The sequence below is a fragment of the Ensifer adhaerens genome (genome assembly GCF_028993555.1).
Taxonomy (GTDB): Bacteria; Pseudomonadota; Alphaproteobacteria; order Rhizobiales; family Rhizobiaceae; genus Ensifer; species Ensifer adhaerens_I.
The window spans coordinates 1371118-1385155 of the sequence record NZ_CP118611.1; the positions used below are offsets into that span (position 1 = coordinate 1371118).

General features: G+C 63.3%; 9 protein-coding genes. 3 read left to right on the forward strand and 6 right to left on the reverse strand.

The window, feature by feature from the left end:
• Nucleotides 1-19 precede the first annotated feature (19 nt).
• The 5 genes from PWG15_RS26440 to PWG15_RS26460 form a co-directional block, all read right to left on the reverse strand.
• Complete coding sequence (locus PWG15_RS26440; protein ID WP_275027111.1) at nt 20-1033, reverse strand: ABC transporter ATP-binding protein; 1014 nt, start codon at nt 1031-1033, stop codon at nt 20-22.
• Nucleotides 1030-2043 (reverse strand): ABC transporter ATP-binding protein, encoded by a 1014-nt coding sequence (locus PWG15_RS26445; protein WP_275027112.1) that lies wholly within the window; start codon nt 2041-2043, stop codon nt 1030-1032. The genes PWG15_RS26440 and PWG15_RS26445 overlap by 4 nt, the downstream gene beginning before the upstream one ends.
• A gap of 1 nt (nt 2044) precedes the next feature.
• The gene (locus tag PWG15_RS26450; RefSeq protein ID WP_275027113.1) at nt 2045-2914 is read right to left on the reverse strand and encodes an ABC transporter permease; all 870 of its coding nucleotides are present in this window, start codon (nt 2912-2914) and stop codon (nt 2045-2047) included.
• On the reverse strand, nt 2911-3852 hold the full coding sequence (locus PWG15_RS26455; RefSeq protein WP_275027114.1) for an ABC transporter permease: 942 nt from the start codon (nt 3850-3852) through the stop codon (nt 2911-2913). Before PWG15_RS26455 ends, PWG15_RS26450 begins: the two co-directional genes overlap by 4 nt.
• 62 nt (nt 3853-3914) lie before the next feature.
• Nucleotides 3915-5492 (reverse strand): ABC transporter substrate-binding protein, encoded by a 1578-nt coding sequence (locus tag PWG15_RS26460; protein ID WP_275027115.1) that lies wholly within the window; start codon nt 5490-5492, stop codon nt 3915-3917.
• Nucleotides 5493-5720: 228 nt separating this feature from the next.
• Between PWG15_RS26460 and PWG15_RS26465 the strand changes: the two genes are divergently transcribed.
• Nucleotides 5721-6341 (forward strand): helix-turn-helix domain-containing protein, encoded by a 621-nt coding sequence (locus PWG15_RS26465; protein ID WP_275027117.1) that lies wholly within the window; start codon nt 5721-5723, stop codon nt 6339-6341.
• Nucleotides 6342-6395: 54 nt separating this feature from the next.
• Here the strand turns inward: PWG15_RS26465 and PWG15_RS26470 are convergent, their stop codons facing one another.
• Nucleotides 6396-7427 carry a trans-3-hydroxy-L-proline dehydratase gene (locus PWG15_RS26470; protein ID WP_275027118.1) on the reverse strand — a complete coding sequence of 344 codons (1032 nt, stop codon included), beginning with the start codon at nt 7425-7427 and terminating at the stop codon, nt 6396-6398.
• Between the two features lie 276 nt (nt 7428-7703).
• Here PWG15_RS26470 and PWG15_RS26475 point away from each other — a divergent pair, with 276 nt between their 5' ends.
• On the forward strand, nt 7704-8369 hold the full coding sequence (locus PWG15_RS26475; RefSeq protein ID WP_058325998.1) for a GntR family transcriptional regulator: 666 nt from the start codon (nt 7704-7706) through the stop codon (nt 8367-8369).
• 211 nt (nt 8370-8580) lie between these two features.
• A complete protein-coding gene (locus tag PWG15_RS26480) occupies nt 8581-14037 on the forward strand; it encodes an alpha-2-macroglobulin family protein (RefSeq protein ID WP_275027120.1) in 5457 nt (1818 codons plus the stop codon).
• The last annotated feature ends 1 nt before the right edge of the window (nt 14038 follow it).

The window sequence follows — 14038 nt, forward strand, 5'->3', positions numbered from 1 at the left end:
TTTCCTGTTTTGAGAATGATCAGTCGCTGGCGATGGTCTCGGCGAAATGGCAGGCAGTCATGCCGGCACCGACTGGACGGAGCACGGGCTTTTCGCGGCGGCAAAGTTCGCTTGCGTGTGGGCAACGCACGTGGAACGGACAGCCGGGCGGAATGGCGAGCGGGCTCGGCAATTCGCCGGAAAGTGCCGGAGCGCGGTTTCGTGCACCCGGATCGAGCGACGGTGCAGCCGCCAGCAAACCCTTGGAATAGGGATGCATCGGTTTCGAAAAAAGCGCCTCCGACGGACCGATCTCGACGATCGCGCCGAGATATATGACGGCGACGCGGTGCGAGACGTGGCGCACGAGGCGCAGGTCATGGGCGACGAACAGCACCGTCAGCCCCAGCTCGTCCTGAAGCTCGATCAGCAGATTGACGACCTGCGCCTGGACCGACACATCCAGCGCCGAGACCAGTTCGTCGGCGACGAGGCAGGTCGGCTCCAGCGACAGCGCCCGAGCGATGCCGATCCGTTGGCGCTGCCCGCCTGAGAACTCGTGCGGATACTTGTCGGCCGCCCCCTCGGGAAGCCTGACGAGATCGAGCAACTCGTCGACACGCCGGTCGATCGCGGCTCCCTCGCGCATGCGATGCACCGATATCGCCTCGCGCAGCGTGTCGCGCACGGTCATGCGCGGATTGAGGGAGGTATAGGGGTCCTGGAACATCATCTGGACGCGGCGATTGTAGGCGCGCCGCCGCGCGCCCTTAAGGCCGACGACACTTTCGCCTTCGAACAGGATGTCGCCTGCGGTCGGCCGGTGCAGCCCGGCGATCAGTCGCGCCAGCGTGGACTTGCCGCAGCCGGATTCGCCGACGATGCCCAGCGTCTCGCTCGGCATCACATCGAGGTCGACGTCATTGACCGCGGAAACGATCTGATGCGGACGTCGGGCCAGCGTATCTGAGAGCGAGCGCCGCTTTTCGAAGCGCATGGAAAGCGCGCGAAGCGAGAGCAACGGCGTGGGGTCTGCTTGCGTGAGCATAGTCATTGCGCCGCCTCCCGCGGGCCGAAATGCACTTGGGCATCCCGTAGATGGTGACAGGCGACCTGTCGCAGCGCGCCGACGCTCTGAAGCCCTGGCCGAACATCAGGACATTCGCTTCCAGCCACGGGACAGCGCGCACTGAAGGCGCAGCCGGGCGGAAGCGCATTCAGGGCCGGCGGTGCGCCGGGGATCGAATAGAGCGGCGTTCTCGGCGCAACGTCACGAGGGATCGAGCGCAGCAACCCCAGCGAATAGGGATGGCGCGCATCGGCGATCACATCGGCCGTCTGCCCGATTTCGCAGAGCCGTCCGCCATACATGACGGCGACGCGGTCACAGGTTTCAGCCACCACACCCATGTCGTGGGTGACGAGGATCATGGCCATGCCGAGATCGCGGCTGAGCTGCTGGATCAGCCGCAGGATCTGGTCCTGGATGGTGACGTCGAGCGCCGTGGTCGGCTCGTCGGCCAAAAGCAGTTTCGGATTGGAAGCAAGCGCAATTGCAATCATTACCCGCTGCCGCATGCCGCCGGAGAACTCGTGCGGGAAATTGTCGAGACGATTGCGGGCCGCAGGAATGCCAACCAGTTCAAGAAGCTCGATCGCCCGCGCCTTCCTCTGCTTGGCGTCGAGGTCCGTGTGCGCGACCAGGTTCTCGGAGATCTGCAGGCCGACCGTCAGCAGTGGATTGAGCGACGACATCGGCTCCTGGAAGATCATCGCAATTTCCCGGCCGCGAATCCGCCGGAGCTGCGCCTCGGAGAGCGCGACGAGGTCCTGGCCATTCCAGAGGATTTCACCTGCGACGCGTCCGCGCGGCCTGACTATGCCAAGGATCGAGCGCAGCGTGATGCTCTTGCCGGAGCCGGACTCGCCAACGAGGCCGAGAATCTCGCCTTGTCCCACCTGGAACGAAACGTCGTCGACTGCAACGAGCGGCCGCTCGCGCGAGCCGAACTCGGTGCGCAGATGCCTAACGTCGAGTACGACGGATTTTGTCTGTGTTGCCATATCAGCGTCCCTTCGGCCGCAGCAGATCGGCAAGGGCATCGCCGACGAGGCTGAAACCGAGCCCGGTCAGGACGATGGCGATGCCCGGCATCAGGCTCATCCACCAGGCCGTCATCAGGAAATTGCGGCCCTCGGCGATCAGCACGCCCCATTCGGCTGCCGGCGGCTGGGCGCCGAGGCCGAGATAGCCGAGCGACGAGCCGAGCAGGATGGCGAGCGCCATGTCGGTCATCCAGTAGACGATGATCGGCGAGATCGCGTTCGGAAGCAGATGGCGGAAGATGATGCGGCGATCGGAATAACCGAGCACCCGGCCGGCGGCGGCGTAATCATTGGCCCTCTGCGCCATGATTTCGGCACGGGTCAGCCGGGCGTAGTAGACCCAGTTCACTGCGGTGATCGCCACATACATGTTGACGAGGCCAGGCCCGAGCACCGCCACGATGGCGATCACCAGCACCAGGAAGGGAAAGGTGATGATGGCATCGACGCAGCGGCCGAAGATCACGTCGGCGATGCCGCCGTAATAGCCGACAAAGGCGCCGACGGTGAGGCCGATCAAAAGCGCGAAAATCGTCGCGAAGAAGGCCATCTGCATGTCGACACGATAGGCCCAGATTACCCGAGAAAGCACATCGCGACCGAAATTGTCGGTGCCGAACGGATGGGCGAGGCTCGGCCCCTGCTGCATCGCCTGCAGGTCGAAGGCGAGCGGGTCATAGGGGGCGAAGACCTCAGGAAACAGTGCGAGTGCCAGAGACAGCCCAAGGATGGCGATGCCGACGACGAAGGATGGGCGGGCAAAGGCACGCGCCAGAAAGGCGGCGGCCCGTCCCCGCGTCCTTGAATGGGATTGCGTGATGGCGCTCATGATTGGCGAAGCCTCGGATCGAGCCAGGACTGCACGACATCCGTCAACAGGAAGACGACGGAGACGAGCACGGCGAAGGTGAGCGTCAGCCCCTGGATCAGCGGATAGTCACGGGCAAAAATCGCCTCGAGCATCAACCGGCCGACGCCTGGAATGGCAAAGACAGTCTCGGTCACCAGCGTGCCGCTCATCAGGTTGCCGATCGAAAGCCCCAGCAGCGTCACCGTAGAGACGAGCGCGTTGCGCAGCACGTGGCGGGTCATGATGATGCGTGGCGAAAGGCCTTTGGCCCGCGCGAATTGCACATAGTCGGCGTCGAGCACCTCGATCAGCGAGGCGCGCAGATTGCGCAGGATGATCGCCGACGTGTAGAGCGCGACGCTCAGTGCCGGCAGGATCAGGTGGTAGAGATTGGCAAGAAAGGTCTTGCCGTAACCGCCGACCGGGAACCAGCGCAGCTGCGCCGCAAGCACCGTCAAGAGCAGGAGCCCGATGTAGAAGACCGGCATCGAAAGTCCGACCTGGAAGATGCTGCGGATGGCGACATCGACGGGGCTGTTGACTCGCGACGCCGCAACGAACGCAAGCGGTCCGGCGAGAAGAATGGCGAGCACCACCGAGTAGAGCGCGAGGTAAATCGTTGTCGGCAGGCGACTAAGGATAATCTCCGTCACCGGCGCCTTCAGCATGATCGATCGGCCGAGATCACCCGTCAGCGTGTTCTTGACGAAGACGAGGAACTGCACCGGCAGGGGCTGATCCAGACCGAGATTGTGCCGGATCTGCTCAAGCTGGGCATCGGTCGCCTTGGCCTCGGCCATGGCGATAGCCGGATCGCCCGGCAAAAGGCGTACGAGCAGAAAGATGAAGATCATCACCAACAGAAACGTCGGGATGATCTGCAGCAGCCGTGCCACGAGATAGGAAAGTGAGGGCATGGATCCAACCTTCAGCCGGATGACGCGCGGCGAACCGCGGAGCATCCGGGAGCGTTGCGTTATCAGTCGGCGCGCCAGGCTTCAGAGAAGTCGTTGGCACCGAGCGGCGTCTGCACATAGCCTTCGATCGACTTCGAGACGGCGACGGCGAACGGCGTCTCGAACAGGAAGAGCAACGGTGCTTCCGTCGCGTAGATCTCCTGCATCCGCTTGTATTCGCCCTTGCGCTTGGCCGGATCGGTTTCGATGTTCGAAGCTTCGAACAGCGTGTTGAACTCCTGATTGTTCCAGCCGGTGCCGACGGCCTGGCGCTGCTTGTAGTAGCCGAGCCAACCGGTTACCTGCGCCGGGTCGTTGACGTCGTTTGCCCAGCCGTAGGTGTGGATGTCGAAGTCGCCGGAGCGGTTCTTCTCGCCGCGGGTCGGGTTATCGACCTGTTCGACCTTCAGGTTGACACCGAGCGGCGCCCACATCTGCTGAAGTGCCGTGAACAGCGTCGCGTCGTCGGCGCTGCCGGCAAGCGTCGTGAGTTTCACCTCGAAGCCGCCACTGAGACCGGCATCGGCAAGCAGTTGCTTCGCCTTTTCCGGATCATAGGGGTAAAGCGGCTCCGGGCCGTAATGAAGCTGCGTCGCTGCCGACATCAGCGAGGTCATCGGCTTGCCGGTGTCGAAGGTGACGAGCTTGATCAGCACGGTCTTGTCGGTCGCATAGTTCAGCGCCTGGCGTACCCTGACGTCGGCGAGCGGGTTCTTCGAACCGTCCTTCTTCGCCTCGCGGGTGTTGATCGGCGCGTAGACGATGCGGGTCGACGGGAAGAGCTCCATCTTCAGATTCGGGTCAGCGCCGAGTTCGCCGACGCGCGCAAAGGGAATGAACTCGGCCGCGTCGACCTCGCCCGCCTGAAGCTTGAGGATACGAGTGGCGTCATCGGGAATGACGAGGAACTCTACCCGGTCGAGATAGGGCAACGCTTTGCCGTCCGCGCCCTGGCGCCAATAGTTCGGGTTGCGCTCGAAGCTCATGCTCGAACCCTGAACGTGGCTCTTCATGACAAAAGGACCTGATGTCACCGGACCGGCGGCGAAGAAGGCGCGCGCCTTCTCCTGGTCCGTCGCACCGGCCGCCTTTTCAAAAGCCGCCTTCGGCATGATGCCGGTGTTGAAGGTCGCAAGGATCGAGATGATCGTCGGGTCGGGATTCTTGAGCGACACGGTGATCTTGTTGCCGTCGGCGGTCACCTTGTCGACCGCGCCGAGCAAGCCGGCCCAGGGGCCGAGATTGGCGTCGCGGGCGCGATCGAGCGAGAAGACGACGTCAGCGCCGGTCAGATCCGAGCCGTCGGAGAACTTCAGGCCGCTTCTGAGCGTCAGGGTGATGGTCTTGCCGTCTGCGGAGACCTCATGGGCTTCGGCAAGACCCGGTACGATCGAGCCGTCAGGCCCGTTTCGCAGCAGCGTTTCGTAGAGGCCATTCACCATCCAGAGGTCCGGATTGCGGTCGGCATAGACGGGGTCGATGACGGTCGAGTCGTCATAACGCGCAAATGTCATTGCGCCGCCGCGCTCGATCGCAAATGCCGAGGTGGCTGCAAGCAACCCGAGCGTCGCTCCGAGCATAATTGGCAATATACGTTTCATCTCACTCCTCCTTTTTGACCGAAGCCAGCATCGATCGCGCGCTCAACACGTCAGTTTGGATATTGGATCCAATTTTTCTTAGTGTTTTTGGACGCCGACGGATTGCCGCGAAGACGTTCTTGTAGTTCCCCTTTTCAAGAAGGCCGGCATCCGATCTGATCGCTTGCCCAACCAACTTTAGCTGGACTAAAGTACATCGATAGACGTGAGTCAAGCGGAAAGAAAATCATGCCCCTGAAGATCGAAGAGGCGCCAGAAGCAGCCGGCAGCGCCACCCTCCCCGAAGCCTCGACGCCCGCCTCGCTTGGGCAGATGCTCAGGGCGCGCCGCAAGGAAATCGGCAAGACCATGAAGGACGTGGCACGCGAAGCCGGCCTTACGGAGGGCTTCATCAGCCAGATCGAGCGCGGCATCTCCACTCCGTCGCTGATCTCGCTTTACAATGTGGCCAATGCGCTCGGCACCAGCGTCGACACCTTCCTGTCGCAGCCGCCGCAGCACGGCCATTCCATGGTGTCGCATGCCGGCGAACGGCCCGGCTACAATGTCGAGACCAAGGAACGCGTCTACGAACTGATCGAGCGCGGCTTTCCGGGCGCTGCCCTCAACGGCTGCATCACGCATATGCCGCAGGGCTATGCGTCTGAGCTCACCAGTCACGAAGGCGAGGATTTCCTCTACCTGATAGAAGGCGAGATGCTCTACGAGATCGACGGCAAGGAATATCTCTTGAAGGCCGGCGACACGCTGCACTTTCCAGCGTCATTGCCCCACCGCGCCCGCAATGTCGGCGCGGGGCCGGCCCGCGAGCTCTGGGTCGGCACGACCAGGATCATAAAAGAAGACTGACCGGTCAGAGTGGCCGAAAGGCGGGCTGCAAGAGGCAGCCCGCTTCGTTTTGCCTTACTGCTTGCGCGGCCAGGTATCGGCAAGACGGTAGCCGGCCGGCCATGGATCCGCCGGATCGAGCATCACTTGATGGGTTCCGGTGATCCAGGCGCGGCCCGAAATCTCGGGAACGATCGCCGGGCGGCCACCAACCGTCGCTTCGGCGACGATGCGGCAATCAAACGTCGAATCGATGATGGAATGGCCGCTGAAGCGTTGCCCGACCTTCATCACGCCGCGCGCATGCAGCACAGCCATACGCGCCGAGCAACCGGTGCCGGTCGGCGACCGATCGAGCTTGGCAGGCTGGATGACGACAGTGTTGCGGCCATGCAGGACGCCGTCCTTCTCCTCAACCGGCAGTGTGAGCTGGCAGAAGGAGATGTGGTTCCATTCCGGGTTTTCCGGATGGGTGAAACCAAGCTGTTCATTCGCCGCACGGGTGATCTTGATGCCGGTTTCGGCCAGTTCTCGCGCTTCGTCCGGCGTCACGGAAAAGCCGAGTGCACGCGCATCGGTGATGACGAAGCTGTCGCCGCCATAGGCAGTGTCCACGGTCAGCGTGCCGAGGCCTTCAACTTCGAGTTTGGCGTCCAGCTTGTCGGCGAAGGACGGAACGTTGGTAACGGCAATGCGCTCGGCCTTGCCGTTGCGGCACTGAGCGACGACGTTCACCAGCCCGCCCGGCGCTTCCAGCACCATGCGCGTTTCCGGCTCCTGCATCGGCACGATGCCGCTGTCGAGCAGCACGGTCGAAACGCAGATCGAGTTGGACCCGGACATCGGCGGCGTATCCTCGGGCTCCATGATGATGAAGCCCATGGTCGCGCGTGGATCCTTCGGCGGCACCAGCAGGTTGATGTGGCGGAAGACGCCACCGCGCGGCTCGTTGAGCACGAAATTGCGCAGCGTCTGGTCTTCGGCGATGAAGCGACGCTGCTCCCAGAGCGTATTGCCCGGCGGCGGCGCGACGCCGCCGACGATGACGTCGCCGACTTCACCCTCCGCGTGGCACGAAACGATGTGGACGATCTTGCTGCTGCGCATGCCTCTTCTCCTTCCGGGCGGCGGACAATGCCAGCCGCGTTCCTGTCATGCATTCCGATCTTCCGGCAGCAAGAGTGTGAACACGCCTGCGGCTGTTGGAAAGGACTCATAGAAAAATTGGATCCAATATACAATCTGAAATATTCAAAATCCCAACCGAGACAAATGGGGGATCTTGTTGCCCGGCATCCGGATTGCACCTATGACCGTTGATCAACAGCGCCAGCACACTCGGAATCGCCGAGGGCGCCCGTTTGGCCAGCAGGATTGAACACGATGAAACTCGATGCCGTCGATGTCAGGCAAGCGGCCTCAGCCGCCGATATCGTCTATGAAGCCCTGCGCAAGGCGATCATCGAAGGTGATCTCGCCGAGGGCGAGAACCTACGGCAGGACCATATCGCCCAGATGTTCAATACCAGCCGCATTCCGGTGCGCGAGGCGCTTTCGCGACTGGAGCAACACGGCCTGATCACCACCGAGCGCTACAAGGGCGCGGTCGTCGCCGGACTTTCGATCGAGGAAATCGAGGAGATTTTCGAGTTCCGCGCGCTCATCGAGGCGGAAGTCATTCGCCTCGCCGTGCCCAATCTCGACCGTCGCACGCTCGAGCTTGCACGCCAGCATTGCGAGGAGTTCGAGCGCGAGGAGAATGCGGATCGCTGGGGCGAGATCAACCGCAACTTCCACTACAGCCTCTACGAAGCCGCGCGGCGTCCCTATTATCTTCAGATCGTCCGCGCCTCGCTCGACCGTATCGATCGCTACCTTCGGGCGCAGTTGACGCTCACGTCAGGCGTTGCCCGGGCGCGTCGCGAGCACAAGGCTATCCTGGATGCCTGTATGGCACGCGACGCCGAACGGGCCTGTGCATTGACGCGCGACCACATCCTTGATGCTGGTCGCTCCTTGACCATCTTCCTCAGAGAACAAAGAGGCTAGCGGCGCGGCTTTCCCCTCGCTTTGATCAACCGTCACAATAGTTTGATTTACATATCGTTTTATCTTGTTTCATTCCGGATCGTTGTTTCACTCTTTGCATCAGGACTCCCGCTGAAATTGCGCCACACGTTGACCTCTCCTCGGTTGACAAGCGACTTGGAAGCCTGAAAAGTGAAGCCCCTATCGAGACCGGCAGCGTTGGGAGGACTTGATGTCTGTGCGCGCGTTTTTCGGCCTTTTCACCGTTCTTTTGTCTCTTTTGACCGCCGGAAGTCCCGCCGTTGCGCAGGAAAGCGGCCGGCAGGTCGAGATTACGAAGGATGGCGACTATTTCGGTTTCGATCTCCGGACCGAGCAGAACGTCTCGCTCGACGAATGCCAGCAGACCTGTATCGCGGACCAGTCCTGCCGCGCCTTCACCTACAATCCCAAGGTGAAGTGGTGCTTCCTCAAGTCCGACTATAACCAGCTGAATTCCTTCCCCGGCGCGATCGCCGGCAAGATCGTGCAGCCGCAGGCCGCCGAAGCCGACATCGGCGCGCCGCCGCGCCTGAGATTCCTGTCGGACCAGATCCTGCAGGACGCCCGCAACACCAAGGCCAATCTCGCCCTTGCCGACGACCAGCAGGGAATGGGCATCAATACGCTCCTCGACATGGCGCGCGGCCAGGCCGGTATGGGCAATATCGAAAATGCGCTGAAGGCCTTCCAGGGCGCCCTGGCGATCACGCCCGACGACGCCGAGCTTTGGCTCGAAGCGGCCCGCACGGCAAACCGCATCACCAACAATTCGGCCGTGTCGATGCAAGCCGCGATCGCCGCGATCAATGGCTACGAGCTGACCCGCACGACCGAGAGCCGCGCCCATGCGCTTGCCGTCATGGCAAAATCGCTTGAAGGCGCTGAAAACTACCGCGCCGCGCTGGACGCCTACAAGGCGAGCCTGGAACTGGTGAAGGCGAAATCGGTCGAGGCCGCCTATCTCGATCTCAAGCAGCGGAAGGGCTTCCGCGTCGTCGAACATACGATCGATTCCGACGCCGCGACGCCGCGCGCCTGCGTGCAGTTCTCCGAACAGCTTTTGAAGAGCGGCGCCGATTACGCCTCCTTCGTCACCGTCAATGGCGCCGCGCCCAAGGCGCTCGAAGCCAAGGGCGACCAGATCTGCGTTGAGGGTCTTTCGCATGGCGAGCGTTACAAGCTGACGCTTCGCACCGGCCTGCCCTCCACCGTCGACGAAGTGCTCGAAGCGCCCGTTACGCTCGACATCTATGTCGCGGACCGCGCCCAGATGGTGCGCTTCACCGGCGACAGCTTTGTGCTGCCCTCGACCGCGCGCCGCGGCATCCCGATCGTGTCGGTCAACATCGACAGCGCCAAGCTCAAACTCTACCGCGTCGGCGACCGCAGCATCGCCCAGGTACTGCAGAGCTCGCAGTTCCTGACACAGCTCGACGGCTACAGCGCCCAGCGCATCGAGGACGAGAGCGGCGAACTCGTCTGGCAGGGCACGATCGACATCGAGCGTGACGTCAACAAGGAGGTCGTCACCAGCTTCCCGGTTGACGAGGCGCTGCCGCAGCGCAAGCCCGGCGTCTATGTGCTGACTGCCGCTCCGACCACCGGCATCAGCCAGGAGTGGGACGCCCGCGCGACGCAATGGTTCGTCGTCTCCGATATCGGCATTTCGACCTATGCCGGCACCGACGGGCTGAACGTCTTCGTACGCTCGCTCGCCTCCGCTGAGCCGATCGAAGGTGTCGAACTGCAACTCGTCGCCAAGAACAACGAGATCCTCGGCACGGCGACCAGCGACGGCGATGGCCGCATCACTTTCACGGCGGGTCTTATCCGCGGCACGGCGGGACTTACGCCCGCGGTCATCACCGCGAAGAAAGGCGACGACGACTACGTCTTCCTCGACATGAGCCGTGCCGGCTTCGACCTTTCAGACCGTGGCGTTACCGGCCGCGCGGCCCCCGGCGCCATCGATGTGCTCGCCTGGACCGAGCGCGGCATCTACCGTGCCGGCGAAACGGTGCATGCCGCAGCCCTTGCCCGCGACGTCGACGGCATGGCGATCGAGAACCTGCCGCTGACTTTCGTCTTCCTGCGCCCCGATGGTGTCGAGTACCGCCGCATGACCAGCGCCGGCGGCAAGCTTGGCGGCCATACGCTGGACCTCGACGTTCAGGCGAACGCCATGCGCGGCACCTGGACGATGCAGATCTTCACCGATCCGAAATCCCCGGCGATCGGCGAGAAGCAGTTCCTCGTCGATGACTTCGTGCCTGATCGCACCGAGTTCGACCTGACCAGCGACGCCAAGGAAATCGCCGTCGGCGAGACGGCGAGCGTGGCGGTCGACGGGCGCTATCTCTATGGCGCACCGGCTGCCGGCCTCGAGCTCGAAGGCGAAGTGACGATCAAGCCGACGCGCGAAAGCGCGGCCTTCAAGGGCTACTCCTTCGGCCTTGCCGATGAGGAGACCAGCGAAGACACCCGCCTGCCGCTCGAGGAACTTTCCCCGCTCGACGAGGAGGGCAAATCCAGCTTCGACGTCCTGCTCGATGAAGTCCCCTCGACCACGCAGTTGCTCGACGCCACGGTCACCGTCCGCATGCGGGAGGCCGGCGGTCGCGCCGTCGAGCGCTCGCTGAAACTGCCGGTGCGCGCCGAGGGCCCGATGCTCGGCATCAAGCCGGAATTCGAAGGTGAACTCGCAGAAAATTCCGTCGGCAAGTTCCGCGTCATCGCCGTCGATCCGGCCGGTGCGAAGATCGCGATGCCCGGGGCATTGTGGAAACTCATCAGCGTCGAGCGGAACTATCACTGGTACCGTGACGGCAGCGCCTGGAAGTACGAACCTGTCGTTACCACCAAGCAGGTGGCCAATGGCAGCGTCGACCTGACGGAAGACGGCGGCGAGATCTCCGTGCCCGTTGGTTGGGGGCGCTATCGCCTGGAGGTCGAGACCGCCTCGATCGACGGTCCGACCTCCAGCGTAGAATTCGACGCCGGCTGGTATGTCGCTGCGACCTCCACCGAAACGCCCGATGGCCTGGAGATCGCGCTCGACAAGGAGAAATACGCGGTCGGCGACACGGCCAAGCTCAAGGTCTCGCCGCGCTTTGCCGGCGAACTGCTGGTCACCGTTGGCACCGAGAACCTGATCGCGACGCAGACGGCATCGATTGCCGCGGAGGGCGGCGAAGTCGAACTTCCGGTCACCGAAGCCTGGGGTGCCGGCGCCTATGTCACCGCGACGCTGTACCGACCGGGCGATGCCCAGGAAAGCCGCATGCCAATGCGCTCGATCGGCATCAAGTGGCTCTCCGTCGACCCGGCCGAGCGCAAGCTTGCCGTCACGCTCGACGCACCGGAAAAAATGGAGCCACGCCGACCGCTCGATATCAGCCTTCAGGTCGCCGGTGCCGGCGCCAACGAGGAAGCCTATGTGACGCTTGCTGCCGTCGACGTCGGCATTCTCAATCTCACCCGCTACGAGGCGCCGGATCCGGAAGCCTGGTATTTCGGTCAAAGGCAGCTCGGCCTTGAGATCCGGGACCTCTATGGTCGCCTGATCGATGGTTCGCTGGGCGCGACCGGTCGCTTGCGCACCGGTGGCGACGGCGGACAGGTGGCGCTGCAGGGTAGCCCTCCCACGGAAAAGCTGGTCGCCTTCTTTGAAGGACCGGTGCAGCTTGACGGTGACGGCAAGGCTGCCGTCAGCTTCGATATCCCTCAATTCAACGGAACGGCGCGGCTGATGGCTGTTGCCTGGACGAAATCCGGCGTCGGCCATGCGACCCGCGACGTGGTGATCCGTGATCCGGTTGTCGTCACCGCCAGCCTGCCTCGGTTCCTGGCGCCCGGAGACCGGTCGGAATTGAGGCTCGACATCGCCAATACCGACGCGCCAGCCGGCGACTACCAGATACATGTGTCGACCAGCGGACCGGCAACCGTCGAACAGCCGGGCACAGGCAATACGATAACGCTGGAACAAGGCGGCCGCTCCTCCATCACCTTGCCGGTGGTCGGGCAGTATCCCGGCAACGGCACCGTCACGGTGGCGCTCACCGGCGCCAACGGCCTCTCGCTGGAACAATCGCTCGACATGCTCGTGCGTCCGTCAACCCTGCCGGTGACGCAGCGGCAGGTGGTCTCGATCGCGCCGGGAAGCAGCCTCACGGTCGACGGACAATTGCTCGCCGACAGCATCCTGCAGGGCGCATCGCTCAACCTCAGCGTCACCCGCTCGGCCGCCTTCGATATGCCGGCGCTGCTGATGACGCTCGATCGTTATCCCTATGGCTGCGCCGAACAAACGACGAGTCGGGCGATGCCGCTGCTCTACCTGAGCGAACTTGCCAAACAGTCGGGCCTTGCAGACGACGAGGGCGTGAAGGCACGTGTGCAGGAGGCGATCTATCGCGTACTCTCCTACCAGTCGTCATCCGGCAGCTTCGGCCTCTGGGGGCCGGGTTATGGCGACCTCTGGCTTGATGCCTATGTCACCGACTTCCTGACCCGCGCCCGCGAACAGAAGTACGACGTGCCGGAGGCCGCGATGGTCCAGGCACTCGAAAACCTGCAAAATGGCGTCGGCTACGATACCAACGTGAAGGATCGCGGCAACGAGATCGCCTACGGGCTTTACGTGCTTGCCCGCAACCGCAAGGCCGCGATCAACGATTTGCGCTACTACGCAAACACCGTCATCGACGACTTCCCGACGCCGCTCGCCAAGGCGCACATCGCCGCAGCGCTGGCACTCTATGGCGACGCGCAAGGGTCACAGGACACCTTTGCCAAGGCGGCGAACATGTCGACCGGCCTCGTCAATGTCAGCCTGTCACGCTCTGACTACGGCTCGTCGCTGCGCGACAACGCGGCGGTGCTGGCGCTCGCGGCCGAAAGCCGTCCGGTCCCGCCGATCGTTCCGGAGCTGTCAAAGATCGTCGCGCGCGAATGGGAGCAGAAGACCTACACCAGCACCCAGGAACAGGCCTGGATGCTGCTGGCCGCCCGCGCCATCCAGAACGGCGACGAAGACATGGCTCTCGAGGTCAATGGCGCATCGAAGACTGGCAGCTACGCCGCCCAGATGACCGGCGACGCGCTCATGACCCATCCGGTCGTGATCCGCAACCAGGGCGCCGATCCGGTCTCGGCCGTCGTCACCACGGTCGCGGCACCCGCCCAGCCGCTTTCGGCCGGCGGCGACGGTTTCACCATTGAGCGCACCTACTACACACTCGACGGCGCCGAGGCGAACGTCATGGAAGCGCGACAGAACGAGCGCTATGTCGTCGTGCTGAAGGTGACGGAAGCCAACGACTGGCCGTCGCGCGTGCTGGTCACCGACCTCTTGCCGGCCGGCTTCCAGATCGACAATCCGAGCCTCGTCGACAGCGCCCAGCTCAGCAACTTCGAGTGGCTCGGCGAAATCACCGCGACGCATACGGAGTTCCGCAACGACCGCTTCGTTGCGGCGCTGGACCGCAGCACCGGTGCCGGACGCGAAGTCACGCTCGCCTATGTGGTGCGTGCCGTGACCCCGGGCGTCTACGACCATCCGGCCGCCACGGTCGAGGACATGTACCGGCCGCAGCTTTCGGCCCGCACTGCCACCGGGCGCATGGAGGTTCTGGCGGCACAATAGG

Coding starts and splice junctions, on each gene's coding strand:
- PWG15_RS26445 (WP_275027112.1), bottom strand. CDS start 2,043: ATGGCAACACAGACAAAATCCGTCGTACTCGACGTTAGGCATCTGCGC.
- PWG15_RS26460 (WP_275027115.1), bottom strand. CDS start 5,492: ATGAAACGTATATTGCCAATTATGCTCGGAGCGACGCTCGGGTTGCTT.
- PWG15_RS26450 (WP_275027113.1), bottom strand. CDS start 2,914: ATGAGCGCCATCACGCAATCCCATTCAAGGACGCGGGGACGGGCCGCC.
- PWG15_RS26475 (WP_058325998.1), top strand. CDS start 7,704: ATGAAACTCGATGCCGTCGATGTCAGGCAAGCGGCCTCAGCCGCCGAT.
- PWG15_RS26455 (WP_275027114.1), bottom strand. CDS start 3,852: ATGCCCTCACTTTCCTATCTCGTGGCACGGCTGCTGCAGATCATCCCG.
- PWG15_RS26480 (WP_275027120.1), top strand. CDS start 8,581: ATGTCTGTGCGCGCGTTTTTCGGCCTTTTCACCGTTCTTTTGTCTCTT.
- PWG15_RS26470 (WP_275027118.1), bottom strand. CDS start 7,427: ATGCGCAGCAGCAAGATCGTCCACATCGTTTCGTGCCACGCGGAGGGT.
- PWG15_RS26465 (WP_275027117.1), top strand. CDS start 5,721: ATGCCCCTGAAGATCGAAGAGGCGCCAGAAGCAGCCGGCAGCGCCACC.
- PWG15_RS26440 (WP_275027111.1), bottom strand. CDS start 1,033: ATGACTATGCTCACGCAAGCAGACCCCACGCCGTTGCTCTCGCTTCGC.